Here is a 25,246-nt window from a genome sequence, read left to right as displayed (position 1 = left end):
ATGGCATTAAAAGATATTATCAGTCAGGTTTATCGCCGACTGTTCAATGTAATTGCGACTGTGTGCCCAGTGAGAAAACACGTTATTTTATTTGAGGCGTTTAATGGTAAAGTTCCAATGGATAACCCGCTATACGTTTACGAAGCACTTCAGACCGCGCATCCAGATTGGAAGCTAGTCTGGGGTGTTAAGCGTCAGTTGGTTGCGGAAGCCCAGGAAAAGTATCCTAAGTTGAATATTATTCCACGCTTTTCAGCCAAATGGTTATTAGTGGCACCGGTTGCAGAATTCTGGGTCCTGAACGCGCGGATGCCGTATTGGTTGAAGAAGAATGCGAAAACGACCTATATTCAGACTTGGCATGGTACGCCGCTCAAACGTCTGGGGATTGATATTCCAAAAGTTTCAATGCCTGGTACCGATACAAGTCAGTATCGTCAGAATTTCACGACGGAGAGTAAACGGTGGGATTATTTAATTGCACCCAATCAGTTTTCAAAAGACGTTTTTCGACGAGCGTTTGATTTTAACAACCAGTTCTTGGATTATGGGTATCCCCGCAACGATCGGTTAGTGCATCAGCGCCAGGATTATGATGCGATTGCAGCGATTAAAAAAAGAATTGTTGGCAATAAAATGGGCAAAGTAATTTTATATGCGCCGACTTGGCGAGATGACTTTTTTATCCGCAAAGGTATGTATAAAATGAACTTGCCTTTTAGTTTGGCCGCTATTGTTAAAAGGCTTAATAAGGAAGATGTGCTTATTATTCGGCCACATTACCTAGTAGCTGAGTCGATCAATATCCAAGGCTTTGAGGACAATGTTAAATTATGTGTGGATGAAGATATTAATGATTTGTACTTAATTAGTGATTTATTGATTACGGATTATTCTTCGGTCATGTTTGATTACGCTATCTTGAATCGACCTATGCTATTTTATCCTTATGACTTAGCGCATTATCAGGGTGATGTTCGCGGATTCTACTTTGATTACAACAAGGTTCCTGGTCCAATTGTCACCAATGAGCAGGATTTTCTGGCCAAGTTAGATCAGTTCTTGATTAATGATGGTTATCCAAACGAAAAAGCCAAGATGATGGCATTTCGGACACAGTTCACGGAATGGGAGCAAGGAACGGCTAGTCAACGAGTTGTGAAGTTGATTACTAGCATAGATCAGAACGCAAATAATTATACAGGCTAATCCATTAGGGCTAGAGTACTGTAGTCAAGTACAAGGAGTAATGATATATATTATGGGAAAGATGAATACCATCAAACTCGCGTGTAAGTTTGTTGCACGGCCAATTCGGGAGTTTGTAACTAAGCCGGCAATTCGTCAAATTAATGTTTATTTATACTATGTGAAACATAGCAAAGTTCAAGAAAAGGCTGTTTTCTTGGAATCGTATCATGCTGTCAATTTGACTGGAAATGTGTATGCGATGTATCAAAAGATGGTACAAGAATATCCGGATTATACGTACTATTGGGCATACAAAGACAAAGATACAATTCCTGCGGATATTATGGCGGATACCAAGAGACATCGGGTATATTTAGTTAAGTACGAATCACGTCAGTATATGAAAGCCTTAGCTACCTCAAAGTATTTAATTAACGATACTTCCTTCATGCCCTATTTTATTAAAAGGGATGGGCAACGGTATCTGAATACTTGGCACGGGACACCTTTAAAAACACTGGGATTAGATATTAAAGGTTCAGGTAGGGCAGACCATAAGAATATTCAGCGTAATTTATTGGCGGCTGATGTCTTAGCTATGCCTAACAAGTTTACGGCTGAGCATTTAATTACGAGCCATGATTTAAACGGTATTTTTCCAAATGAAGTCTATATTACTGGTAATCCACGAGTTGATAACTTACTAGGGACACTAGTTTCAGAGGATACGCAAGCGTTGAAAGAGCGCTTGGGGCTTCCAGCTGAAAAGATAATCTTGTATGCGCCAACTTGGAAAAAAGATGTGGAATATACTACTGAAGCTGATATTTTACAGTTGTTAAATGAAGTCCAACGATTGCAGGAACGTGTTCCATCTGGCTACAAAGTATTTTTAAAAGTACATTATTTTATTTATGATAAATTAGTTAAAATGGGATATGGTGATCAATTGATTTCAAATGCCATTGATACCAACACATTGTTACGTGGTGTGGATGTATTGATTACGGATTATTCCAGTATCTTTTTCGACTTTTTGCCGATTAAACGGCCCGTTATGTTTTATGTTCCTGATAAGGACAGCTACGCACAGAACCGAGGCTTTTACAAGCCGCTTGATACACTTCCGGGACTGGTCACGGATAAGTTTGATCAATTGCTTAATGACTGTAATCAAAAATACTTTGATTCGTGGGCCAAGACTTACGAACAACAGTACAATGATTATCAAACCGAATTCTTGAGTTATGATGACGGACAAGCGACTGAACGTGCAGTGCAAGTATTGTTTGAAGAGTCGTCATCGGTTGAGCAACTTAATTTCAACAATAATAAAAAGAAGTTATTGATTTATGCCGGAGGTTTCTATAATAACGGGATTACAAATTCTATTATTAATTTGTCTAGAAATTTTGACACTAATAAATATGAATTAGTGTTTGTTGATTATCCGCGGATGCGCCCTGAAAAAGAATATAATATGAGTCGTTTACCCGGCAGCGTACACTTTATTTTTAGTTTTTCATGGGCAACTAGAACATTCTTTGATACTTATAATCAGAACACTAGCTACCACTTCGGATTTAATTCAAAGTTAGTTAACCAAAATAAGATGAAGGCAACGTATCAGCTGAATTTTAGGCGTATCTTTGGTAATTTTATGCCATACGAAGCTATTGACTTTGGTGGCTACAACAAAGCTATTACTGGATTATTTGCTTTATCACCAGTTCCAAAGAAGGTTGTCTTTCTACACAATACTATGTGGGATGAATATAATAAAATTGTTAATGGGCGATACAAGCATCGTAAGAATCTGCGTGTTACGTTTACTTATTATCAATATTTTGACAAAATCATTTCAGTTTCCCAATCAGCTGATAAACAAAATCGAGAAGATCTGAGTCAGTATGCTGATTCTGCTAAGTTTACATGGGTTGAGAATCTAGTTAATGGCGCCGAAATTGAAAAAGAATTATCTGAGGTAAAGCAACAAGTGGATAATGGTGATTCACTGATAGAGCTTACTAAAACAGAGACACCAAGCGGAATTATTACAACTCAATTATTCCATCCTGTAGATCAGAATTATTTTAATTTTGTGACGGTGGCAAGACTGTCTCCTGAAAAGAATCATTTAGGATTAATCCAAGCATTTAAGTTAGTACATGATAATTATCCGAAGACGCGATTATATATTGTCGGGGATGGTCCAATACGACTGGAAGTAGAGCAACTTATTTCCGGTTTAGGATTAGATGAATCAGTGTTCATGATGGGATTTTTGCAGAATCCAATGAAATTTGTGTCATTTACTGATTATGTTGTACTGCCATCAGTTACAGAGGGGCAAGGGCTTGCTATTATTGAAGCTTTGCTTGCACACAAGCCGGTTGTTGGAACAGATGTTGCTGGTATTCAAGATGTAATCAAGGGTGGACGTTTTGGCTTGCTGAGCGGTAAAAATGCCGTAGCAAATCCAAATAGTTTGGCGAATACTTTAGCTCTCTCAATTGAGACCAAGGACAGTATCAAGTATGTAAAAACTGTAAAAGAACCATTGAAAATCTTTCATGCTGAAACTCAAGTTGACGGTCAATGGATTACTAGCTCAGATGACTGGAAAAATCCAGATATTATTTTAGGAAATGATAACAATGGGCGTGCATTCGTTGAAATTAAACACGTTGAAAGCTATCCGAATTACGCGGTGTTTATTGATGGAAAGCGTGCCGCTCAGAACAGTCAACTTGCTCATTATGATGTACAAAGTGATGTAGCAATAATGGTTGTGCTAGATATGGAACAACAGGTTTGTTTTGAACGCTTTGATTGGCGTGATTATAACCGTAATGCTTTAAATGAATTTGAAACTAGGGCAATTCTTTGAGATTCTACTTGTTTATTAATTTTATGAGTGTGATTTACGTTATAGCGCATAGAAAGAGACTCGAACCTTCTCATTTTGAGGCAGTCGTGAGCCTCTTTTTTTGAAAATAATTACAAGTAACATTCAGCAAGATATAGTATCAATATTGCGTCTTAGTTTAACTTGTTCCCAATAAAAGTATTTCAGCCCGCTGATTCTATTGAATTTAACCGGGTGTATTCTTTACAAAGAAACTATTAATGTAACTTTCGACTTAGTTACACTAGTTTGGATATATTAATCATATTAGCTAAGGAAGGGCTACGCATGTTTCTCAAAATGAAAAATAGTCGTTACTTCGAAGCAACCTTAACATTAATAATTATTTCTCTATTGGCTCTCATTTCGACTTATCCAGCCTTTAGTGGACATTTCTTTGAACTCAGTAATGACGGTGGTGTTCATCTGGCCCGCCTGGAATCATTATATCAAGCATTTAATGCCGGACGGGCTCCGAGCCTCATCAACTTCATCGGCTTTAACAATCAAGGGGTTGCGATGAATGCGATGTATCCCTGGATAACTTTGTTAATCTATATAATACCTCGGCTCATTATTGATAACCCCATGCTTGCACTAGCTATTGGTTTCTGGTTGATGAATTTTTTTACAATCCTTAATTCATACTGGCTAGCAAAATCATTGACTCGTAATCGGTTAATCATTTTGTTAAGTGTCTCTATCTATCAATTTAGTGCTTATCATCTTCAGCTAATGTATACTCGTGTGGCACTTGGGGAAGCGCTCGGCTATACATTTCTACCTTTGATTATGTTGGGATTGTTTCAGATTTGGAATCGAAAAAAACAAGGCACAATAGTCCTTGCAATAGGTATGGGTCTAGTTGCCAATTCCCACATCCTTTCATTAGTGCTATTTACAGTCTTAATTAGTTTTCTTGAAATTATTAGGTTACTTTGTCGAAATCTATCTTGGCATGAGTTGCTTCAGTTACTAATCGGCGCTTTTATCAGTATAATTATGTCAAGTTATTCCCTATATAATATTGTTGACTGGCTATTACACAATAAGATGGTAGCACCTGCTCGACTGCTTATTAGTCTGGACCCTTTAACGAGTTTGAATCGCATGTTAACTAATAACATTGGAGAGTTAGCTAGAGGGGCTCATTTAGGTATTATAGTGACCTTTATTTTTCTCTACTTAATTTCACAGCTAATTTCAAATCAAACAGGTTCATGGCGCTATTGGATCATTGGTGCCGCAAGTATTTGGGTGTTATCACAGAACTGGATTGATGGTGATTTTTTAGCTAACACCCCAGTAAGTTTATTTCAATTTACAATGCGTTTTCTAACCATTGTCGTGTTATTACTCATGATTGGTTCTATCTTGTTCTTAGTCCAAATTAACTGGCACTCATACTCAACGACTCTTTTTATCAGTTTTGCTTTAATCACAGTTGGCATGAGTGGCGTAATATCTGCTCATAATCAAACTAAACAAAATTATTTCTGGGCACTGAAACAATCGAAGTCCAATTCACTTGCACAACAACGTCGAAATCAATATTTAACTAATGCTAACTACCAAAAGCGATTAGTCGATACACAAGTGCCTGATTACCATATTAAAAAGGCTGAGTCTGTTCAGTCTTTGAAGAAAGTGAGTGCTGCGCTTAATTTTGCCACAGCATCACGTGCAACCAAAAAAACTGTGCAATTTGATGCTGATAATTCTCAAAAGTTCAAAAACACATTTGCAAATGATCAACTAGTAACTTTTAAATATCATCAGAAGAATATGAAATCAGTTAAGTTACCTGTTATTGGCTATAAAAATGTAAATTATTCGGTTAAGGTCAATGGTAAAAAGAAGAACTTTAAATATTCTGAGGGACAATTAAAAACAGCTTTACCGGCCGGGGACTCTTATATTGATGTCTCTATAGCTCGTCAGTCCAAACACATTGGATTGTTATTGCTAACGGGCATTACGTTCATTGGTAGTCTGGTTTATCTAGCAACTAACTGTTTTAAACCAAAATACAATTAAAACGATTCCAAGGAAAACTTGATTTTCTTTCGAAAAATTGACTTAACTAGTAAATAATTGGAGTGTATTTATGTATTAATAATGTATTTGTTTGATTTTAGTTCACCCATTAGTTGGCTTTTAACATTTAAACTGATGGATATATTCTTTGTAGTTAATATGATGAAACAATTGGTTCGTCGCGGAATGAATAGCCAATTCATCGTCAAGTTAAGTAGGCAAGCTGTATTACGTCTGACTCGTAATCAGCCCTCTTTATTAGTGGCTAATATTCTATTTAAGAATATTAGCCAGTCAAAACTCGATTTGTTTCAACCGATAGTGCAGGTTAATATAAGGATGAAGACTTAATTGGATCACATGTTATTAATCTGTAGAAACGGGGCGATGTTGTCATGAAACGAATTGTTGTGGGAATCACGGGAGCGTCCGGTACGATTTACGCGGTCGACTTATTAGAAAAGTTACATCAGCGGCCAGATGTTGAAGTTCACCTGGTAATGAGTGCGTGGGCTAAAAAAAACTTGGAGTTAGAGACTGATTACTCGCTCGCGCAGCTGACGGCGCTCGCGGATGCTACTTATCGGGCTAATGACCAAGGCGCAGCGATTGCCAGCGGTTCGTTTTTGAATGACGGAATGGTCATTGTCCCAGCTAGTATGAAGACGGTAGCGGGGATTGCGTACGGCTTCGGTGATAATTTAATATCGCGGGCTGCTGATGTCACGATTAAAGAACAACGTAAACTTGTGATTGTTCCACGTGAAACACCGTTAAGCGTGATTCATTTAGAAAATCTAACGAAGTTGGCAAAACTCGGTGCCCAAATTATTCCACCGATTCCCGCTTTTTATAATCATCCGCAATCCATTCAGGATCTGGTCAATCATCAAACCATGAAAATTTTAGATGCGTTTCATATTCATAATGAAACTGATCGCCGTTGGGAGGGGGATTAAGTATGGCAACTTTTACGACTGAGCAGGCCGGGTATCAAATGCAAGCAACACTCCAAGTGATTGGATATGACTTGTTGATCGTCGTTACCGGTGGGACCAATCCCCATATTGGTGACGTGACCACACTAACTGCCAGCACGGTTCCCGAAACGGTTAAGTTTCCCAGCCATGATGGTCGCTTCCATAAAGATAACTTTATTTCGGAACGAATGGCCAAGCGGATTCAGCGTTATCTAGCTGGAAGCTGTACAATTACTGCGGGAATTCATGTCAACCAAATTACTAAAGCACAAATAGCAGCTGCGGCACCAATGACGGATGACCTCAGCCGCCAGATTATTAGCTGGTTACAGGCCCATCCCGTCCAGGCTGAAAAGCCGGAATATTATGGACAAGATGAGCAACCGCGGTAGATTCGTGACGCATGGGGCGTCGAAAACAGCGCAATATTGTCTTTGCGCCCTATTGCTGGATAATATGCACCGAGCTGGCCGTTTATTGTTATTAAAGTTGTACTAGATGAAATAATTCAACAAAAAAATTGCGCTTCAGATGTTGATTCTGAAGTGCAATTTTTTGTCCAAGTTAGGCATAAACATACTAGCATGTTTGTATTTAAACGGAGTGGCTTGCAGGGTGAATTATTTAGTATCGACATGCGCGCTGGCTTCCGCAATCGCACACCGTCAGCTAATCTGGCAGCTTATTTGTGGGCATCTTTCTTTGCTTGTTCCACTAAAATGTTATCGACCACGTCTTGTAAGCTAGTCTTAGCTAACCGTGCTTCGGCTGCCGTTTGCGCGTCTTGATAGTATTGTTTCAGAACGGTTTGAATATTGCCACCAACAATACAATCCGGATTGGTCTTAGGATCAACGGCGAGTAGTGGCTTATCGCCCTCAATTGCGTAGAAGACGCTGAGCAGTGAAATTTGACTTAAAGGTTTGGCGAGTGCCGGTTGAGCAGTACCGGGCGTTGTTGTGATTAGTCCGGCTTGTCGAAGCTTGCTCATCAAGCGGCGAACAACGACTGGACTAGTTTCAATGCTGCGGGCAATGGCGTCACTTGTTAATTTAGTATCTGCGTAAATTTTAATGTAGGCTAGTAAATGGATCGAGTCGCTAAAGCGGGTTGAAACACGCATATAATCACTTCCTGTAACTTAATTGGTTACTATGATTATAAATAAATCCACTTATAAAAGCAATTAACGAGTTTAGTTAAGCTAATGATGTAACTTTTATAAAGATGGTTGTTTTGGGGGACCGAATCAGTTATGATGTAAATGCCAAAATTGAGCAGTTACTGCAAAAAAGGAGCTTATCATCATGAGTGAAATTGAAACCATCCAGGCCTATTATGCGGCTTCATTGGGGAAGGATGGTCGTATTACCCGGACCCAACGGCAAATTTTAGCCGCCGCGCTCGACTTATTTGCAGAAAAAGGTTATGAAGAAGTTGGCACTCGGGAGATTGCAGAGCGGGCCGGTGTCGCTGAAGGAACTTTATTTCATAATTTTGTTAATAAGAACGGTATTCTGGACGCTATTATGCAGCCGATTGTGCAGAATATTTTGCCAACGATGTTGAACACTTTGGATCAGGCAGTTTTAGATAGTCCTAACCAGACTTTGCAAGCATTTGTTGTCGCCCTTGTGCGCGATCGGGTCGCATTTGTCACACGTAACCGAGCCTCCTTAGCCGTCATTTTGTCCCAATTTTTCAATAATGCTCAGGATCGAGCGGCTGTCTTAGGGATGGTCTCACCTAGCATTTTGGCGCAGGCGAATGAAGCGATGGATCGCTTGAAAGCCGCTCGAGAATTAGTTGATTGGCCGAATCGCATGATTTTACAATTGGTGTTTTCAACCATTGGGGGATATTTAGTCGAACAGGTTCTCTACCCACAACTGGATGATTTGAGTGATGAGCAATTGATTCACTATCTCAGTGATTTTTTAGTTAATGGTTTGAGCCCACGGAGAATCCCCTTACAAGATGATAATACCGCGTCATAACAAGCTTTAGGGATGCCAAAGTAATAATTAATAATAGTTGACTAATAGGTTAATGGTGCTATACTACCAATTGGAATTAAAGTGAGTGCTCAATTAAGGGGACGCACTGTTGAGGATCACGTAGTAGTCCACAACCTGAATTCTAAACCAATAGAAGAGAGGGTTTCATAATGAAATCAGCAAAAACGAAGGATCACGCTAAGATGAAAGCTGCCGAAGAAAAGGCGATTCATTCAACGGGTGCCGATAGTAAGAGCTTGGACGAAGTCAATGGGAGTGTCCGGGTCCCTAAGGATGCCAGCTTCTGGCGAACTTTAATTGCCTACACTGGACCGGGTGCACTAGTTGCAGTTGGGTACATGGATCCTGGGAACTGGATCACATCAATCGCAGGTGGATCACAGTACAAATATGCATTACTTTCTGTGATCCTGTTATCAAGTTTAATTGCCATGTTGCTACAAGCCATGGCCGCTCGTCTGGGAATTGTGACGGGTAAAGATTTAGCACAATTGACGCGGGAACGAACGTCAAAAGGAATGGGGATTTTTCTCTGGATTATTACTGAACTAGCGATTATGGCGACCGATGTTGCTGAAATCATTGGTTCTGGGATTGCTTTGAAGTTATTATTCGGATTTCCATTAATTGTCGGTATTTTGATTACCACTGCCGATGTCTTGATTCTGTTATTATTAATGAAACTTGGTTTCCGGAAAATCGAAGCAATTGTGGCAACGCTGGTTGCCGTGATTCTCTTCGTCTTCCTGTATGAAGTTATTATTTCACAACCTAATATTCCAGAAATGTTAAAAGGGTATGTCCCAACTAGTCGGATTGTCAGCAACCGTTCTATGCTATTCCTAGCACTCGGAATTGTTGGGGCAACCGTTATGCCACATAACTTGTACTTGGGATCATCAATTTCACAAACACGTCAAGTTGACCGGAGTGACGAAAAAGAAGTTGCCAAGGCTGTTAAGTTCACGACAATTGACTCCAATATTCAATTGTCAGTCGCGTTCGTTGTTAATAGTTTGCTATTAATTCTTGGCGCCGCACTGTTCTTTGGAACTAAGGGGGATCTTGGCCGGTTCGTTGACTTGTACAATGCACTTGGCGATAGTAAGGTCGTTGGCTCGATTGCGAGTCCGTTACTCAGTATGCTCTTTGCCATTGCGCTGTTGTCTTCTGGTCAAAGTTCTACGATTACGGGGACGTTATCTGGTCAGATTATCATGGAAGGGTTTATCCGTTTGAAGATGCCACTCTGGGCACAACGGTTACTAACTCGGTTAATCTCGGTTACACCAGTGTTGGCTTTTGCGATTTATTATCATGGCAATGAAGCGAAAATTGAAGATCTGCTGACGATGTCGCAAGTCTTCCTGAGTATCGCGTTACCATTTGCCATGATTCCGCTAGTCATGTTCACGAGTAATCGGGCGCTGATGGGGAACTTCACCAACCGTGTCTGGGTTAAGTGGACGGCTTGGATCGTGACGGTGATTCTAATCATCTTAAACATTTACCTTATTTTACAGACTATCGGTCTGGTTAAATAATCAAACATTAAAATGAGCTTTCCAGGGATTGCAAAGAATTCCTGGAAAGCTCATTTTGTGTTTTGGGAACAGCTGCAATGCAAGATACCGATTCAAAGCGCCAAGTGCTAATACGTACCAGTAATTGGCGATTAACCGACTTTGGATGGCCAGTCTTGCTTAGTTGGTATGATGGTAAACGGGGTCGCAGTGATGAGGTCCGTGAGGCAGGGGAGCAATCCGGTCTCAAGGTTATATAAATCGTGAACGTGTGCGCTAGTTTGACCGTGCTCAGCCATCTTAAGTAGTTGAGGCTGGGTGAACTGGAGTTGACTGGCTGGTAGAATCAGGTCCGGTTGGCTGCGGCGTGTCAACGGTTGGGCGTGGTCGTGAACCAGGTAAGCAAAATTAGGCGCCGTATTGAGAATTAGCGTTAAAACGCTGATTTCATGGGGATCTAATTTGGTTGCTAACTGGTTCGTTTGACTAGGGGAATAAACCATGGCGGCGTAGATTTGAGGCGCCAGCTCGGGTAATTGGCGGCTAGGCGGTGTCAGGGTGACCGTCAGTCCCAATTGCCAGCTGGCGAGCAACAATCCCGGAATCGTTACGACTTGTGCGGGGCTCAGTAGAATGGCTTGTCCGGCATGCACGTTCTGTTGTTGCAGACTAGTTTCACACAGTGCGAGGTCTTCTAAAACATCGGCCCCGGTATACCAGTTGCCATTTAGATCTTTCAGAACTGGTTCGGCATATTGACGTTGTAATTGGCGGGTAATGGCCTTAGTCAGCTGACTCATCGCGGGGCCTCCTTTAAGGGTTTAAGTGACGGGGCGGAAATTAAGGGTGGCAGTACTACTTTGCGTTAGTGAGATACTTCATCTTAGTGATACTCTGGCTACTAGCGTCAATGGTTGCTAACACTTGATTTTGGGTGGATTTAACGACAAGCTTAGTTGGCTGTGGTGTTAAATCATGTTTCGGCTGGTGGGTCGTGGTACCCGTTGCGAGTTTAGTATCACGAGTAACTTTGTTGACGAGTGTGGTGGATGTCACTTCAGGATTTGTTGTCGTCGTGTCAGCAGAGGCGGAAACGGAAGTCGCAAAGAGGGTTCCGGCAGCCATTAGAGTAAGGGTTAGTTTTTTGAATGTGTTTTTCATAATAATCGAACTCCTTTTAGTTGTTATTATTAGTGAATGATTATTGGGCAGCTGGCATTAACCAGTCGTTAGAGAGTAGTTGATGGAAGTGACGACCAAGTGGGACCCATAATTGCGAACGGCGGATGTTTTTTAACGTGTCCCAGAATAATGGATCTTGTAGTTGTTCATCACTAAGTTTGACTTTAACGAATTCGCCCTCTTCAGTTTTCGCAATCACCAGTGGGTAGGTCACCTTAACCAATTGAACGGCGGTGATATTTTTAATTTTTGGATCAGTATCTAATAACATATCTACATAGCTCCTTAGTTGTTGTGAGTCATTCTATTTTTATGAGTTAATTTTTAAAGTTGGTTTGTTTAATTGAATGACTATAGTTTACCGGCATATCGCCGTGGGAACTATCGACTTTCCATAAACTTTATCTAAGAAATTCTTAGATTCAGACTTAGAATATAAAAAATACCATGAAAATTGAATCTGAGCAGGTAATACTTTGGCAGGATCAAGTACTAGTTAAATTAACAACCGTTTCAAGACTGTTAATGTCCTTAAAACGGTTGTTAAGAGTTTATTTGTAAATGAATTAGCTTAGTGTGCAGGGCGGTTAATAATACTAATGGCAAAGCCTAATAAAGCACAAATAAGAGAAACACTAAAGGACCAGATTAAACCATGGGCAAACCAAGCAGGATGTGCTGGCAAGTAAGTACTAACTCGATATCCAGCATCGATGCTCATTGTTGTAAATAGTGCAAGAGAACCAAGTGCGACGCCTAAAATATTGCCAATATTATTTCCCAAAGACTGTAGAGAACCCGCTACTCCTAGCTGATTTTGTGGGACGACTGACATTAGTAATGTGTTATTTGGTGCAATGAAAAATCCAGTGCCGATACCGTTGGAAATTAACAAAGAAATAATGAGGGTTAATGAAGTATGTGAATCTAGGAATAAGAAGCCAATTTGCGTAATTATAATTAGGACTAGGCCGGTTAGTAGAACAAGCTGTTGAGAGAAAAGATCACTCAACCAGCCACCAAGTGGGGCAGCAATAGCCATAATAAGTGGAAAAATCAGCATTAATATTCCAGTAGTACCAACTGACCAGTTCAAATAATCTTGGAGATAGAGTGGGAATATAAAGCTGAACAGTGCATTAATAAGTGGTATCAGCATTCCGACTAGCAATGCTAAGCTGAAGGTACGATTCTTAAAAATGGATAGTGGTAATAGCGCATTTTTTCGATGCTTTTCCAAATAAATAAAGTATAGTGTAAGTGCTAATGTGATAATGAAGCCAATGATAATTAGCGGCTGCCTGAAACCAATAGTCTGCCCTGCTTCTAATACAACAAAGAATAGTGTGATGATAATGAATAGAATCCCTGCGCCCCAACCATCAAGTTTAGTGGCTTGTTGCCGGCCATGATTTTTGGGAAGAAATAGGTGGCCTAAAATAATGGCAATGATTCCAAGTGGAATGTTAATCATAAAAATAGCATTCCAAGCAAACTGCTGTAGTAAAAAGCCACCTAAGGCAGGTCCGGCAACAAAACCAGCGGAAATAAACATTGTATTGATACCCATGGCAGTTCCCCGGGTGTGATTATCAAACAGTTCCGAAATTAAACCATAGCTGTTTGAAAGCGTTGCGGCAGCGCCAACTGCTTGCACAAAACGAGCCAATAGTAGAAACTCAAAGCCGAAGTTGACACTGGCCATTAGTGAGCCGATAGTAAAGCTATACATACCTAAAGTAAAGATTCTACCTTTACCCCAAATATCACCAAGTTTACCGAATGTTACCAGTAAGCCTGATAGAATGACCATATAACCCATCACGGTATATGTGATCTGACTAATTGGAACCGCAAGTGATTTTGACATGATAGGTAGTGCGATATTAATGATTGATGCATCGAGATTAGCCATAATTGTAAAAATACCGATGACAATCATTGCTAACCAAGAACGAGTTGTTGTTTTCATGATAAAAATTCAACCTCCTATTTTTTGAACATTTGAAAGTATAACAAGTTCGTGTTACACTAACGCAAGCAAAATTTAGGAGGATACGAGTATGTTTACAATTACGGCGACCGCTCAGAAATATGGTGTGTCGAATAATGCACTACGTTACTATGAAAGTGTTGGTCTAATTGGCCCGATTAAGCGTGATCAAAATGGTATCCGACAATTTTCGGCTAGTGATCAAGAGATGGTTAACCGAATTGTACATCTCCGGCAATTAGGCGCGTCAATTAAAGAGATTCAGCAATACAGTTTCCGTCCTGAAGAAGTAACACTAGAACGTACAGTTGCACTAAAAAAATTTCTGTTACGTTTAAACGGAGATCTAGAAGCACAAGAGGCGCAAATTAAAATAGAAAAACAATATTTAAAAGCAAAAATAGAACATTTGGATGGTGATATTTTGAGTATGAAATCTCATAAAACCACGCAGATGGGTTAGTAGTAATTAGTTTCTGAATATCAATTCAGAATAGTCTTGGAGGTATCTTTGTGATTGGGTGGCACAAGACCAAAAGCGAGTCCTAGATTTTTCTAGTGACTCGCTTTTTTATGAGAGTAATTATTAGAAAATAAAATAATAGTACTTGTTACTATAGTTGCCAGCTGACCGTAAAGATACTCCCGGATGGCTGGTTGTCGGTAATTTTAATGTTGGCCTGATTCAATGTGACTAACTGTTGAACGATTGCTAAGCCTAGGCCACTGCCTTCGATTGCTTGTGACCGAGATTGGTCAACGCGGTAAAAACGCTGAAAGACAGCCTGTTTTTGGTCGTCTGGAATTCCCTCACCATGGTCGGCTACAGCTAGTTCGACTGCTTGATCAGTCTGGTGCAAACTCAAGGTAATCGGTTGATCATGTGGCGAGTATTTATGGGCATTATCGAGTAAGGCCACAACGATTTGTTGTAACATTTCCGCATTACCTTGAACGTGGATGTTCGGATCAATTGCGAGCGTCAATGGTTGATCAATTGATGGCTGGTAATGTTCAGCCAGTGACAACATTAATAGTGATAGGTCTTGGTCAGTTAAGACTAGCTTAGCGCGATCAGCTCGTGAAAGGTGAAGTAGGTTCTCAATCAGATGTTGCATTCTTAGTGATTCTTCATCAATAAACTGTAATGATTCTGGAATCACTTCGGGGTGGGCGTCACCCCGCCGCTTGATTAGACTGAGATTACCGCGAATCGCAGCAATCGGGGTTCGCAGTTCGTGCGAAGCATCAGAAATAAATTGACGCTCATGCTGCAATCGTTGATTTTGCGTGACCAACAGTTCATTAAAGGCCCGACCGAGGTCGTTGATCTCGCGGGGGCTAGCAGGCACGTCTAAGGTGGGCTGGTCGCTATCCGGATTGTTCGATGTGTACTTGGTTGCGTGTAACAGTTTAATGGTTGGGTCACTCAGTCGCAGTGCTAAACGATGGGCCCACCAAGTCCCCAATGCCAGGGCGGCACAAGTGACAGCCAGCATGAGCAGAATCAAAATAAGCAGACTGTTGAACAATCGCCTTAAGCTGACCCATAGTTGGTAAGTGTTATGCCCATCTTTTTCACTATAAGATAAGAAGAAACCAAATCCGCGAACGTAGACTAACGGCCCTACTAGCTTAGTCTGTTGCTTGGTGAAAAACGATTTGGACGATGGGGTAGTGATGATCGTCCGCTTCGTTTTAGTGGCGGTCGTCAAGGTTGCTTTCTTGGTGGTTACCCGGATAAATGCCGGTTGTTTCGTATTGCGTGTCGTCGTATTGTTCCATTGAATAAAACTGGGGACGTCTTTGATATTCGCCTGGTTAAGACTGCTCATCAAGTCACGGGCTTCCCTAGTCGTATTGATCGTTTGCTGAGTGCCGACCATCAGAAGGGTGATCAAGCTAACCAACAACGTAATTGTCAGCATTAGTCGGCGGATGGCCTTATTGATCAGCTGTTCATAGGTCGGAGTGGTGTTATTTTTGGGCATCAGACATCGGCTCCCTTAGTTTATACCCGACGCCGCGCACCGTTTGAATGAGTGGGGAGGCGCCGGTTGTCGTGATTTTATTACGTAAATAACCGACATAAACGTCAACGACATTTTGCTGACCGAGAAAGTCGGCGCCCCAGACTTGGTCAAGCAAGTCATCACGGGTAAAGACTTCGTCGGGATGAGCGAGGAAGAATTGCAGCAAATCATATTCACGGTGAGTTAAGGTAACTTCTTCCTGCCCGTTAGTAACGCGGTGAGCTTTAGTATCTAGCTGGACATCATCCAGTTGGTAGACTTGATTGGGTTCAACTTGATTTTCAATGCGTCGTTGGATAACCCGGATTCGGGCCAATAATTCTTCGATTTCAAATGGTTTGGTGATATAGTCGTCGGCACCATTATCTAACCCGGCGACTTTATCACCGACATAATCTCTAGCGGTCATAATAATGACTGGTACTTGATCGTGTTTGCGAATGCGGCGAAGAACTTCCATACCATCAAGTTTTGGCAACATCCAGTCTAGCAGGATGAGGAGCAACTCGTTTTGATGCGCTTGGTAGGTTTCCATAGCTGCCAAACCGTCAGCCGCTACCAAAACGTTGAAATCCTCAAATTGTAGTTCTTTAGTCAAGTAACCAGATAGGCTACCTTCATCCTCAACAATTAAAATCGTTTTTTTCAATGTTATGCTCCTCTCAATAACCCTGGTTTATGTCTAATTATAGCGAATAATTATGACGCTTTTCCGATATTTTGACTTATTTTTATGGATTTGTGTGAACTAAATGAAAGCGTCACCGGACTTATGCTAAAATTGGACTATGAAAATGGAAGGTAAGTGAGTGACATGGGACTTTTTCGTGACGCCATGCAGGCACTGTATCACAGTGGTCATTATGGTTACAACATCAATGTAAAGAAGTCGGCTCCCGCCGTTGATCCGAAGGAAGTACCAGCGATTGCGGCGTTAGGACGTATTAATCGAACGCCCAACTTTAAGACGTGGTCCGTTGATTCGCCATATAAAACGGCCGAATTTACGGCTAAATTAACTGACGCAGTAGCAACTTGTGATTTGGAAATGCAGGATCTTGAGATCAAACCGCAGATCGATGGTCGGTGGGGCGATCAATAAGCGGAATTTGTTCCCATAAATTCTAATGGTCATATTAATTTAATGATAGACCAATTAATCAATAGTGACGGGGTGAGTCAATGTTTTCGTACGATCAGGTCCAGCAGTTAAACCGCTTGGAAATTGAAATTTATAAGTATATTGTGGGTCATCCCGCTGAAGTAAGTACTATGACGATTCGACAATTGGCCGACCATAGTCACGTCTCAGCAACGACTATTTTGCGTTTTCTAAAGCACATGGGCTATGATGGCTACGCAGAATTTAAGTTCACATTAAAAGAACAGTTACGGCAAGATGCCACACAACCGTTAGCTCAGACAGTTGTACCGATGCGGACGTTTTTTGACCGCATGAACTTACCCGATATCACGGCTAAACTTCATCGGGTCGCAGAACTGGTTCATCAAGCTCGAATGGTCGTACTGATTGGGTCAGGGACGAGTGCTGGCCTGGCCGCGTATGGCAGCCATTTATTCGCTAACTTTGGTTTATATAGCTTGATGATTAGTGATACGAGTCAGCCCCATCCGGTTCAGCAACAGGATTTATCGGATACCGTCTTTTTCGCACTTTCAGTATCTGGAGAGTCTGAAGATATTATTGAACAAAGCGTTTATTATCGGCAGAGTGGCGCGAAGGTGGTCGCTATTACCGCTAGCAGTCATTCGACGTTAGCTGGGATTGCGGACGTGGTGTTAACTTACGATACCCCGGAAGTTCAAGCAATCAGTGGTGGTAGCACCTTGTCCCAGTTGCCCGTCGTTTATTATCTGGAACAATTAGCTATGATTATTCAGCCATTAACGTAAAGGTAATTCAAACCAATCTTTGGAACATGTTCTAAAAATAGAACAAATTCCGATGGATGGAACAACACCCATTTTAGAGTGAAAGGGTATACATTTTGAGAATGACAGGTATAATGAATTTTGTAGGAAGCGTATTCATGGGTACAAATGTCAGATGACAGGACTACTTTGTAACGGACGAACTCAATTTTATGTAAACGGTTAACTATTGATTGACCGTTAGCTTACTTAAATTATTCTGATTGTTTGAGAATGTTCGTTAAATGAATATGCACAACAAATTATTTTAGGGGGTCACGACATGAGCGAAAACAATAACAAGTCGAGCTTTGTTAATGACCGACTTGTCCCTTTCTTTGGCAAGATTGCTGGTTCTCGTCACTTAATTGCCTTACGTGATGGGATGACATTGGCAGTGCCAATGATTATTATCGGGTCGGTCTTCATGATCATTGCGCAATTCCCTATCAAGGGTTATCAGACCTTTATGGCCAATACCTTTGGTTCGAATTGGGCAACGATCGTCCAATATCCAACTAACGCCTCGTTCCATATCATGGGCTTGATTGCGGTTATTGGGATTTCTTATAACTTGGCAAAGAGTTATAAAGTCGATCCAATCTCTGCCTCAATTGTTTCGTTAGGCGCTTGGTTCTTAACGATTCCATTAAACACCGATAAGGCAGGAGCACTGTGGGTACCATTAACCCAACTTGATTCGGCGGGGTTATTCACGGCGCTACTGATTGGGTTGTTTATTACTGATTTTTACGTTTTCATGGTGCATCGCAATTGGACGATTAAGATGCCTGATAGCGTGCCACCGGCAGTTAGCAACTCGTTTGCAGCCTTAGTACCCGGTTTCGTCATCTTATTCTTGATGTGGTTACTGCGGTTGGCTGTTGAAGCATCACCAATGCAGAGTATTCCTAACGTGATTTCATTCGTCTTAGCTAAACCATTAGGCTTGTTGAGTAACACGTTACCAGGGGCCTTGGTTGCTGAATTCGTTGTATGTATTCTTTGGATTTTCGGGATTCACGGTGCCAACGTGGTTTCTGGGGTCATGCAACCAATCTGGTTAGCTGCGATGTCTCAAAATGCGGAAGCGCTTAAGGCTGGTAAGGCTTTACCAAACGTTGTGACACAACAATTCTTCGACAACTTTGTCCACATGGGTGGTTCCGGTGCGACCTTGGGACTGGCTTTCATGATTGCCTTTGTTGCCAAGAGTGCCGAATTCAAGACATTAGGTAAGCTGGTTATCGGACCCGCATTGTTCAATATCAATGAACCAATTGTCTTCGGGTTGCCAATCGTTATGAACTATCGGATTGCCGTTCCGTTTATCTTGGCACCGTTAGTTAATGTTACGACGACTTACATTGCAATGTCGACGGGCTTAGTTGCAAAGACGGTTGGGGTCATGGTTCCTTGGACGACGCCGCCAATTATCTCTGGTTACTTAGCAACGATGCACATCTCAGGTGCGGTATTACAAATTGTTAATATTGTGCTTGATGGTGCCATCTACTACTTCTTCTTCAAGGCCTTAGATCGTGATAAGGTTAAGGAAGAAAAGACCTTTGCTGCTAAAGAAGCTGCTGGCGAAACGGTCGAAGCTTAAGTTAAATCATTAATGTAGTAATCGTATAAATACCACCATTAGCGACTTGCTGAAAGTCTGTTGATGGTGGTGTTTTAATGTCGATTTTTGAGAAGCGCGTGCAGATTAAAGCGAACCGAGTGACTTGGAATTGTCACCGGGTTCGCCTTTTATTAACGGGTATGAAATTGTGGGTGCAACATTCGGGGGTGACCATGGTCAGTACCCTTGTACTGCAATAGCCAATAAGCGTTTTGCGGCAAAGCGCTACGGGCAATGACGTGTGCAACGGTGTAGCGAATCGTGTCGGCATTAGCGTCAGTCCATAAACGCCAAGTTGGTAACTTAGCTGCTTGAACCGGTTCCCAATCGCCCAATTCTTGTTCACTAGTAGTTAGTGCGGTGAGTAAATCAGGCCGTTCGGAACCAGTCAGTTCGATGTAGTAGCAATACGCTTGCGGATGCAGGGTGTTGGGCTGGCTCATGATGAGATTGCTCCTTTGGATGGTTTTAACGAGTTATCGTTGACTTAAATAACCTTATCATCAATCATAGTACAACCGTTTGACTAAATTGACTAGCTTTTTCGCTTACTGTTATTAAAATGTAATATTCAAACTTGCAATTAAAAATAATTGAGTGTTGCGCCTTGACCTGGAACGCGTTTCAGCACGTATATTAAGTGGTGAAAATAACGAGGGGGTGCAGCACGAATGGAAACGGGAATTTTAAAACAGATTGATTTAACAACGACAACGGAACGGTATTTCTTCGTGCAAGTACAACGACTGGCCGACTATGTCTGGATTCGCTCAGTTCAAAACTTTAAGCCTTTAGAATTAACGGTTCGGGTGAGTGATTTACAGGTGAACAAGCACCAGGCCGTTGCTGACCGGGGGAATATCAAATATGAGTTTAACGACGATACCGGGGGACTGGTGACGCAACTTGCTGGCTGGGTGCACTAAGACGGTGACAGACAAGCAGTAACTGTGATACTTTAGGCAATCAACAACCAATAATACTAATGGCAGCAATCAATTTTAACTAGGCTAGGACTAAATCAGGCGCGCCACTGAAGGCTATAATGCTTCAGTGGCGCGCCTGATTATCATTAAAAGATCACTTGGTATTATCACTGTAAGTGATTTTATCTAAACCTTGGGTGTCATAATTGAGATTGGTTTTGCCGTCATACACGGTATTCTTGGCATTTAGCTTGGTTTCCATGTTGGTAAGGGTCTCAGTACTGAGCCCCAGTTGGGTCCGAAGGCGGTCCGACGTTTGCTGCAAGGTCTTTGTACTTAAAATCTGATAGGAACTCGTATTGATCCAAGCGGGTGAGCCAATGACTTGAGTCGACTGGATATGTTTCATATTGGCACGATCATGCGTCGCTAACCCAACAAGGTCGTTAAAGCTAAGGTCAGTTTGTAAATTACCCTTCAGTGAAGCGAGTAATTGATTGTAGCGACTATAGGTCTTAGTCTCGGCGAGTTTGGCGAGAACCGCCCGCATGACTTGTTGTTGCCGTAATTGACGGCCGTAGTCGCCCCGGGGGTCCTGATAACGCATCCGTGTATAAGATAGCGCCTGTTTACCATTGAGATGGTGTTTGCCCTTGGTTACTGTGATGTGGTCGAATGAAACGTTGAGTGGACTGGTGATCGTCACGCCTCCAACGGCATCCACGATTTGTTTGAGACCGCCCATATTGATAGTTGCATAGTAATCGATAGGCACGTTGAATAGCTTGCTAACACTAGCCTTGGCCATCTTGGAGCCACCAATATTGTAAGCGGCGTTGAGTTTTTGAACATTTGTGTCCTGATCACCGACCATTTCTGCTAATGAATCGCGTGGAATGCTGGTAATGAGCGTTTTCTTGGTCTGCGGATTGATCGTAACGACCATAATGGTGTCAGAATTTCCCTTATCAATACGACCGTCTGCCCCGGTGTCAACACCTAGTAGTAAGATGCTGAGTGGCTTAGTCGTATCGATTTTAGTACTGCTGTTTCCCGTATAGATCGTCGATTGGTAGCGCGCCTGTGCCTGGCGAATAATTAAGCCAATCGCCACGAATGCGATAACGATAATGATGCCGACCGCAATTAACACTGGCCGTAATTTTGAAGATGCTGAATGCCGCATGTTCAAATCCTCCCTTAATTAAAGGCGTTAAGATGGTTCCCCGGATAACGTCTTTGTCTTGAAATCACTGTTTCTAGCATACCCGGTCAGTACGATCCCGGAAAATACTTATTTTGAGTGTACTTAATTTAAAAAATAGATACCACCTAAAAGAATTAGATTGGAAACTGAGCAAATTAGGAGCGGTCACTTACGGACAGTATTACGGCAGAAAACGGATTCTTGGCTTATACTGACAGTGAACTTAAATATATGAAGTGAGGTTTGGTAATTTGACAGTCTTTCGCGCATTTTCTAACCAAGAAGTTTTAGATTATTTAGCAACGCAAGTCACTGACGGGCAGGTCTTCACTGACGAGGAGACGCTGAAAAAATACTCTTTCAGTCCGCGGTTGACCGATGACGATAGTGGCCTTGCCTTAGCCTATGTTGAAGCACATACGACCAAGGACATTCAAGGAACGTTGAAAACGGCCCGTAAATACCACATCGCAGTGATTCCCCAAGACCAAACAACGAGCACTGTTATCGGTGCGGACGGGTTAACGGACAGTCTGATTCTTTCAACCGCCAAGATGAATCGAATCATCGAAATTAGCAAGGCTGATTCCATCGCCGTGGTTGAACCCGGCGTCGTTAACGGTGATCTGGATAAAGAAGCACGCAAGCAGGGTATGTTCTACGCGCCGGACCCTGGTTCTAAGCCCATCTCTGGGATTGGCGGTAATGTGGCGACAAACGCCGGCGGGATGAGTACGGTCAAGTATGGGGCTACTAAGGACAATGTCTTAGGCGTTAAGGTCGTTTTAGCCGATGGTCGCGAAGTTAAGTTAGGCGGTCGGACGCTAAAGCAGGCCTTTGGTTATGATTTAACGCAATTGATGATTGGTTCGGAAGGCACGTTAGGAATCATTACCGAAGTAATCGTTAAACTGTTGCCGATTCCGCTAGGGACCCCCGTGATGGGCGTCGCCTTTTTCGATAATATGACAGCCTTGGCTAAAGCAGTCACGGCGATTCGAATCTCCGGTGTTTATCCAACGATGCTAGAGGCATTGGATGGCAATACGGTTGCGGCACTCGATCGCTACGAGAAGACGCACTATGCTAAGAATAGTGCGGCGATGTTGATCTTTAAGCTTGATAATGGTGGTCAGGATAGTATGGCAGTCGTTAAGAAGATACTGGCCGAACAGCAAGCCAACGATGTTAAGATTACGACCGAGCCTAAGGAACAGGCAGCGCTAGAACAATTACGGCGCGATATGCTGCCGGCAGTTTTTGCTGGTCAGAATCATATTATGGAAGATATGGCCGTGCCATTATCGCAATTAGCCCCATTAATGGACTATATTCAAGAACTATCCAAGCGGTTAGACGTCGAAATCTATACGGCTGGACATGCTGGCGATGGTAATGTGCACCCGACCTTAGTGTGGCCAACGTCGGTAACCGAAGTGCCTGAAAAAATCATTATTGCGCTACAAGAAATGTTTAAGAAGACGCTGGCACTTGGTGGGACGATTTCGGGTGAACACGCAGTCGGAATGTTGAAAAATCAATGGAACAATGCCGAATTAGGCGAAGATGTTGATATGTTGCAACATCAGATCAAAGCACTCTTTGACCCGATGAATATTTTGAACCCGAAACGTAAAATCAATTAACCCAACGATTACAAAGCGCTTAAGTTTTGATAGCAGTTGTTGGTCAGATATTGCGTAACTTGGTCATCGTGTCTTATTATTGAGATAGTCCCAAAAATGAGTTGTTGGTTAATGAGTCACTAAGAATGTGCAGTGTGGATTAACCGATGCGAAGGAGGCCCCAAGTGATACCTAAGAGTGCGCGAATCCGAATTGAATTTGATGCCGAAGTACTCCGCAACGAGATTTTTGATGTGCATGACTTCGCCAGTTTTCAAAGTTTCTGGCAGCGATTTGAGAATTTCTTGGCCGATCGCATGGTCGTTGGTCACCTGAACGTGTTAGAGGGCCGCGGCCTGATTCCTAGTGATTTTGCAGATGTTGACGGACACTTAGCTTACCAAGTTGGTGAAGATGCGCACCAAATTGCGTATGACCAAATTGCGCGTGAGTGGACCATCACGATCCGTTAAGGTAGATTGAGAGAGAATAGAGTCTTATATTGGAGCGATATTGATTGAGCACAACAAATTCCCAAGCAAGTGCAGATAATGATCAGCTTTTGCCAGCACCCCCGGAACTTTTGCAAGCTGTTGATCAGTTGAAAGCTTATTCGTTACGTTATGAAGTTGCGATGAAGCTCGTTTTAGATAAGTTAGATTATATTAGTCGAGAGTATGAGCTTCGTTACGGCTACGCGTTAATTGATAGCAAGCAGTCCCGGATCAAGTCGCCTGAGAGCATTGTTGGTAAGATGCAACGTAAGCATTTACCGTTAACGTTAAATGCGGTGTTTAATAATTTGCATGATATTGCGGGTATCCGGTTGATTGTTCGTTTCCTAAGCGATGTCAAGACAGTCGAGAATTTATTGGCGACTCAGGCTGACATTAAAGTATTACGAGTGAAGGATTATATTCATCATCCTAAAGCTAATGGCTATCAGAGTTTGCATTTAATCCTCGGGGTGCCGGTCTACACTGTTGATGGGCCGAGCATCATTGAGGTCGAACTACAAGTACGGACGATTGCCATGAACTTTTGGGCGTCGTTGGAGCATGAATTAAATTATAAGAAGAACGTTCCGCATCAGGACGCATTGCGAGCGTCATTGACTAAGAAGGCGCAGTTAATTACGGAGCTGGATCAGGAAATGGACGATATCAAGCAACGGATGTATGAACCTAAGACGCCCCCAAAAGAAGTCTAAAAAATGCCCGATTATTAGCAGGTAATTGCTAATAATCGGGCATTTTGGGGTTTTCTTGACGCGAATCAAGTCCATCCATGCACATGACTGGTATCTTATATAGAAGAAAGTAATTAAGAAGTTAGATTGCTTTTGCAATTAAAGGGTTCATGTTACTTTTAATATGCAAGATAATTTCCAAGGCATATTGATAATAATTAATTTAATGGGAATAGCTAGATTAATTAAACTAACAATCGAATAGTGGGGTTAAATTCAGTGTTCAGCCAAATTTTTGACTGGTTTTCCTCGGTACCACCAGTCGTTGATAAAACTGGCCAGTTCTTCCGGTGATTCATGTAGTCCTGTTTTTAACCAATAACGGACAACACCAACGATACCATTGAGATAATACTCAAACATGTACTCTTTTTCGCGATTGCCAATACCAGTGATCTCAGCTTGGTTATGTGCTAAGATCTCACGCTTAGTTGTTGCGATAAAGCTCATCAGAAAATCCTGGTCGGTTGTTAAGATGAAGGAAGTAACGGCGTGGCGTTTCTTAACCACCTCAAAAATTCCCGTCAGAATGGCTTGTAAAGAGTCGGGATTAAGATGTTTATCAATAACAGCTAGCAGTTCTTCCGTGGCATCTTGTTCCATCTTCTGCATGCAATCTTTGACGTCTTCATAATGGGCGTAAAAGGTGCCCCGGTTGATATCTGCGGCCTTGCAGACAGCAGTGACCGTAATCTCATCTAGCGACTGATGTTGGAGTAAGTTGATTAGACTATCTTGAATTAGGCGTTCGGTCATTTGCGAACGACGGTTGTTTTTAGTACCTACCACTGAAGTTCACCTCATTATTTGAA

Annotated in this window: 25 protein-coding genes; 15 read left to right on the top strand and 10 right to left on the bottom strand. The window is 41.9% G+C overall.

What is annotated here, in order from left to right; all coding sequences use genetic code 11:
* From ACWQAU_RS01060 to lpdD, 5 genes are all read left to right on the top strand, one after another.
* Positions 1-1,209: a CDP-glycerol glycerophosphotransferase family protein gene (locus ACWQAU_RS01060; protein ID WP_027821539.1), complete on the top strand. Its 1,209-nt coding sequence runs from the start codon at positions 1-3 to the stop codon at positions 1,207-1,209.
* Between the two features lie 52 nt (positions 1,210-1,261).
* Positions 1,262-4,081 carry a glycosyltransferase gene (locus ACWQAU_RS01055; RefSeq protein ID WP_027821538.1) on the top strand — a complete coding sequence of 940 codons (2,820 nt, stop codon included), beginning with the start codon at positions 1,262-1,264 and terminating at the stop codon, positions 4,079-4,081.
* 306 nt (positions 4,082-4,387) lie between these two features.
* Positions 4,388-6,136 carry a glycosyltransferase family protein gene (locus ACWQAU_RS01050; RefSeq protein ID WP_027821537.1) on the top strand — a complete coding sequence of 583 codons (1,749 nt, stop codon included), beginning with the start codon at positions 4,388-4,390 and terminating at the stop codon, positions 6,134-6,136.
* A 395-nt stretch (positions 6,137-6,531) separates the two neighbouring features.
* Positions 6,532-7,095, top strand: coding sequence for a UbiX family flavin prenyltransferase (locus ACWQAU_RS01045; protein ID WP_003643707.1), 564 nt, complete (start codon positions 6,532-6,534; stop codon positions 7,093-7,095).
* Positions 7,096-7,097: 2 nt separating this feature from the next.
* Positions 7,098-7,508, top strand: coding sequence for a gallate decarboxylase subunit LpdD (lpdD, locus tag ACWQAU_RS01040; protein ID WP_015825081.1), 411 nt, complete (start codon positions 7,098-7,100; stop codon positions 7,506-7,508).
* Between the two features lie 290 nt (positions 7,509-7,798).
* Here the strand turns inward: lpdD and ACWQAU_RS01035 are convergent, their stop codons facing one another.
* On the bottom strand, positions 7,799-8,239 hold the full coding sequence (locus tag ACWQAU_RS01035) for an Rrf2 family transcriptional regulator (RefSeq protein WP_003641849.1): 441 nt from the start codon (positions 8,237-8,239) through the stop codon (positions 7,799-7,801).
* Between the two features lie 184 nt (positions 8,240-8,423).
* Between ACWQAU_RS01035 and ACWQAU_RS01030 the strand changes: the two genes are divergently transcribed.
* Together ACWQAU_RS01030 and ACWQAU_RS01025 are read left to right on the top strand one after the other, a co-directional pair.
* Positions 8,424-9,113 carry a TetR/AcrR family transcriptional regulator gene (locus ACWQAU_RS01030; protein WP_003643709.1) on the top strand — a complete coding sequence of 230 codons (690 nt, stop codon included), beginning with the start codon at positions 8,424-8,426 and terminating at the stop codon, positions 9,111-9,113.
* A gap of 203 nt (positions 9,114-9,316) precedes the next feature.
* The gene (locus ACWQAU_RS01025) at positions 9,317-10,678 is read left to right on the top strand and encodes an Nramp family divalent metal transporter (RefSeq protein ID WP_033608073.1); all 1,362 of its coding nucleotides are present in this window, start codon (positions 9,317-9,319) and stop codon (positions 10,676-10,678) included.
* Positions 10,679-10,809: 131 nt separating this feature from the next.
* Here ACWQAU_RS01025 and ACWQAU_RS01020 read toward each other — a convergent pair whose 3' ends face one another.
* From ACWQAU_RS01020 to ACWQAU_RS01005, 4 genes are all read right to left on the bottom strand, one after another.
* On the bottom strand, positions 10,810-11,457 hold the full coding sequence (locus ACWQAU_RS01020) for a hypothetical protein (RefSeq protein ID WP_011100948.1): 648 nt from the start codon (positions 11,455-11,457) through the stop codon (positions 10,810-10,812).
* Between the two features lie 55 nt (positions 11,458-11,512).
* A complete protein-coding gene (locus ACWQAU_RS01015) occupies positions 11,513-11,818 on the bottom strand; it encodes a hypothetical protein (protein ID WP_003641853.1) in 306 nt (101 codons plus the stop codon).
* Between the two features lie 40 nt (positions 11,819-11,858).
* Complete coding sequence (locus ACWQAU_RS01010) at positions 11,859-12,110, bottom strand: hypothetical protein (protein ID WP_003641854.1); 252 nt, start codon at positions 12,108-12,110, stop codon at positions 11,859-11,861.
* Between the two features lie 300 nt (positions 12,111-12,410).
* Positions 12,411-13,811, bottom strand: coding sequence for an MFS transporter (locus tag ACWQAU_RS01005; RefSeq protein WP_027821535.1), 1,401 nt, complete (start codon positions 13,809-13,811; stop codon positions 12,411-12,413).
* Between the two features lie 91 nt (positions 13,812-13,902).
* On the opposite strand from ACWQAU_RS01005, the gene ACWQAU_RS01000 reads away from it, so the two are divergent.
* Positions 13,903-14,295: a MerR family transcriptional regulator gene (locus ACWQAU_RS01000; RefSeq protein ID WP_003641856.1), complete on the top strand. Its 393-nt coding sequence runs from the start codon at positions 13,903-13,905 to the stop codon at positions 14,293-14,295.
* A 151-nt stretch (positions 14,296-14,446) separates the two neighbouring features.
* Here the strand turns inward: ACWQAU_RS01000 and ACWQAU_RS00995 are convergent, their stop codons facing one another.
* Both ACWQAU_RS00995 and ACWQAU_RS00990 read right to left on the bottom strand, forming a co-directional pair.
* Entirely contained in the window at positions 14,447-15,823 is a 1,377-nt protein-coding gene (locus tag ACWQAU_RS00995; RefSeq protein WP_003643713.1) for a sensor histidine kinase, read from the bottom strand.
* Positions 15,810-16,514 carry a response regulator transcription factor gene (locus tag ACWQAU_RS00990; RefSeq protein ID WP_003641858.1) on the bottom strand — a complete coding sequence of 235 codons (705 nt, stop codon included), beginning with the start codon at positions 16,512-16,514 and terminating at the stop codon, positions 15,810-15,812. Before ACWQAU_RS00990 ends, ACWQAU_RS00995 begins: the two co-directional genes overlap by 14 nt.
* A gap of 165 nt (positions 16,515-16,679) precedes the next feature.
* Here ACWQAU_RS00990 and ACWQAU_RS00985 point away from each other — a divergent pair, with 165 nt between their 5' ends.
* The 3 genes from ACWQAU_RS00985 to celB all read left to right on the top strand — a co-directional run bounded on the left by ACWQAU_RS00985 (position 16,680) and on the right by celB (position 19,406).
* The gene (locus ACWQAU_RS00985) at positions 16,680-16,967 is read left to right on the top strand and encodes a hypothetical protein (RefSeq protein ID WP_003641859.1); all 288 of its coding nucleotides are present in this window, start codon (positions 16,680-16,682) and stop codon (positions 16,965-16,967) included.
* An 80-nt stretch (positions 16,968-17,047) separates the two neighbouring features.
* Positions 17,048-17,779 carry a MurR/RpiR family transcriptional regulator gene (locus ACWQAU_RS00980; RefSeq protein WP_003641860.1) on the top strand — a complete coding sequence of 244 codons (732 nt, stop codon included), beginning with the start codon at positions 17,048-17,050 and terminating at the stop codon, positions 17,777-17,779.
* Between the two features lie 301 nt (positions 17,780-18,080).
* The gene (gene celB / locus ACWQAU_RS00975; protein WP_003641861.1) at positions 18,081-19,406 is read left to right on the top strand and encodes a PTS cellobiose transporter subunit IIC; all 1,326 of its coding nucleotides are present in this window, start codon (positions 18,081-18,083) and stop codon (positions 19,404-19,406) included.
* A gap of 152 nt (positions 19,407-19,558) precedes the next feature.
* On the opposite strand, the gene ACWQAU_RS00970 is transcribed toward celB, so the two are convergent.
* A complete protein-coding gene (locus ACWQAU_RS00970; protein ID WP_003641862.1) occupies positions 19,559-19,870 on the bottom strand; it encodes a hypothetical protein in 312 nt (103 codons plus the stop codon).
* Between the two features lie 228 nt (positions 19,871-20,098).
* On the opposite strand from ACWQAU_RS00970, the gene ACWQAU_RS00965 reads away from it, so the two are divergent.
* A complete protein-coding gene (locus tag ACWQAU_RS00965; protein WP_003641863.1) occupies positions 20,099-20,353 on the top strand; it encodes a hypothetical protein in 255 nt (84 codons plus the stop codon).
* Positions 20,354-20,507: 154 nt separating this feature from the next.
* On the opposite strand, the gene ACWQAU_RS00960 is transcribed toward ACWQAU_RS00965, so the two are convergent.
* The gene (locus tag ACWQAU_RS00960) at positions 20,508-21,539 is read right to left on the bottom strand and encodes an LCP family protein (RefSeq protein ID WP_015825085.1); all 1,032 of its coding nucleotides are present in this window, start codon (positions 21,537-21,539) and stop codon (positions 20,508-20,510) included.
* Positions 21,540-21,811: 272 nt separating this feature from the next.
* On the opposite strand from ACWQAU_RS00960, the gene ACWQAU_RS00955 reads away from it, so the two are divergent.
* The 3 genes from ACWQAU_RS00955 (at position 21,812) to ACWQAU_RS00945 (ending at position 24,395) form a co-directional block, all read left to right on the top strand.
* The gene (locus ACWQAU_RS00955; RefSeq protein WP_011100951.1) at positions 21,812-23,206 is read left to right on the top strand and encodes an FAD-binding oxidoreductase; all 1,395 of its coding nucleotides are present in this window, start codon (positions 21,812-21,814) and stop codon (positions 23,204-23,206) included.
* Positions 23,207-23,352: 146 nt separating this feature from the next.
* Entirely contained in the window at positions 23,353-23,658 is a 306-nt protein-coding gene (locus tag ACWQAU_RS00950; protein WP_003641866.1) for a hypothetical protein, read from the top strand.
* 44 nt (positions 23,659-23,702) lie between these two features.
* The gene (locus ACWQAU_RS00945) at positions 23,703-24,395 is read left to right on the top strand and encodes a GTP pyrophosphokinase (RefSeq protein ID WP_003641867.1); all 693 of its coding nucleotides are present in this window, start codon (positions 23,703-23,705) and stop codon (positions 24,393-24,395) included.
* A gap of 255 nt (positions 24,396-24,650) precedes the next feature.
* Here the strand turns inward: ACWQAU_RS00945 and ACWQAU_RS00940 are convergent, their stop codons facing one another.
* Positions 24,651-25,223, bottom strand: coding sequence for a TetR/AcrR family transcriptional regulator (locus ACWQAU_RS00940; RefSeq protein WP_003643718.1), 573 nt, complete (start codon positions 25,221-25,223; stop codon positions 24,651-24,653).
* Positions 25,224-25,246: the final 23 nt, after the last annotated feature.

Source organism: Lactiplantibacillus sp. 3062, assembly GCF_055413545.1.
The sequence above is the reverse complement of the archived record's forward strand: the minus strand, read 5'-3'. Positions and strand labels throughout refer to the sequence as shown.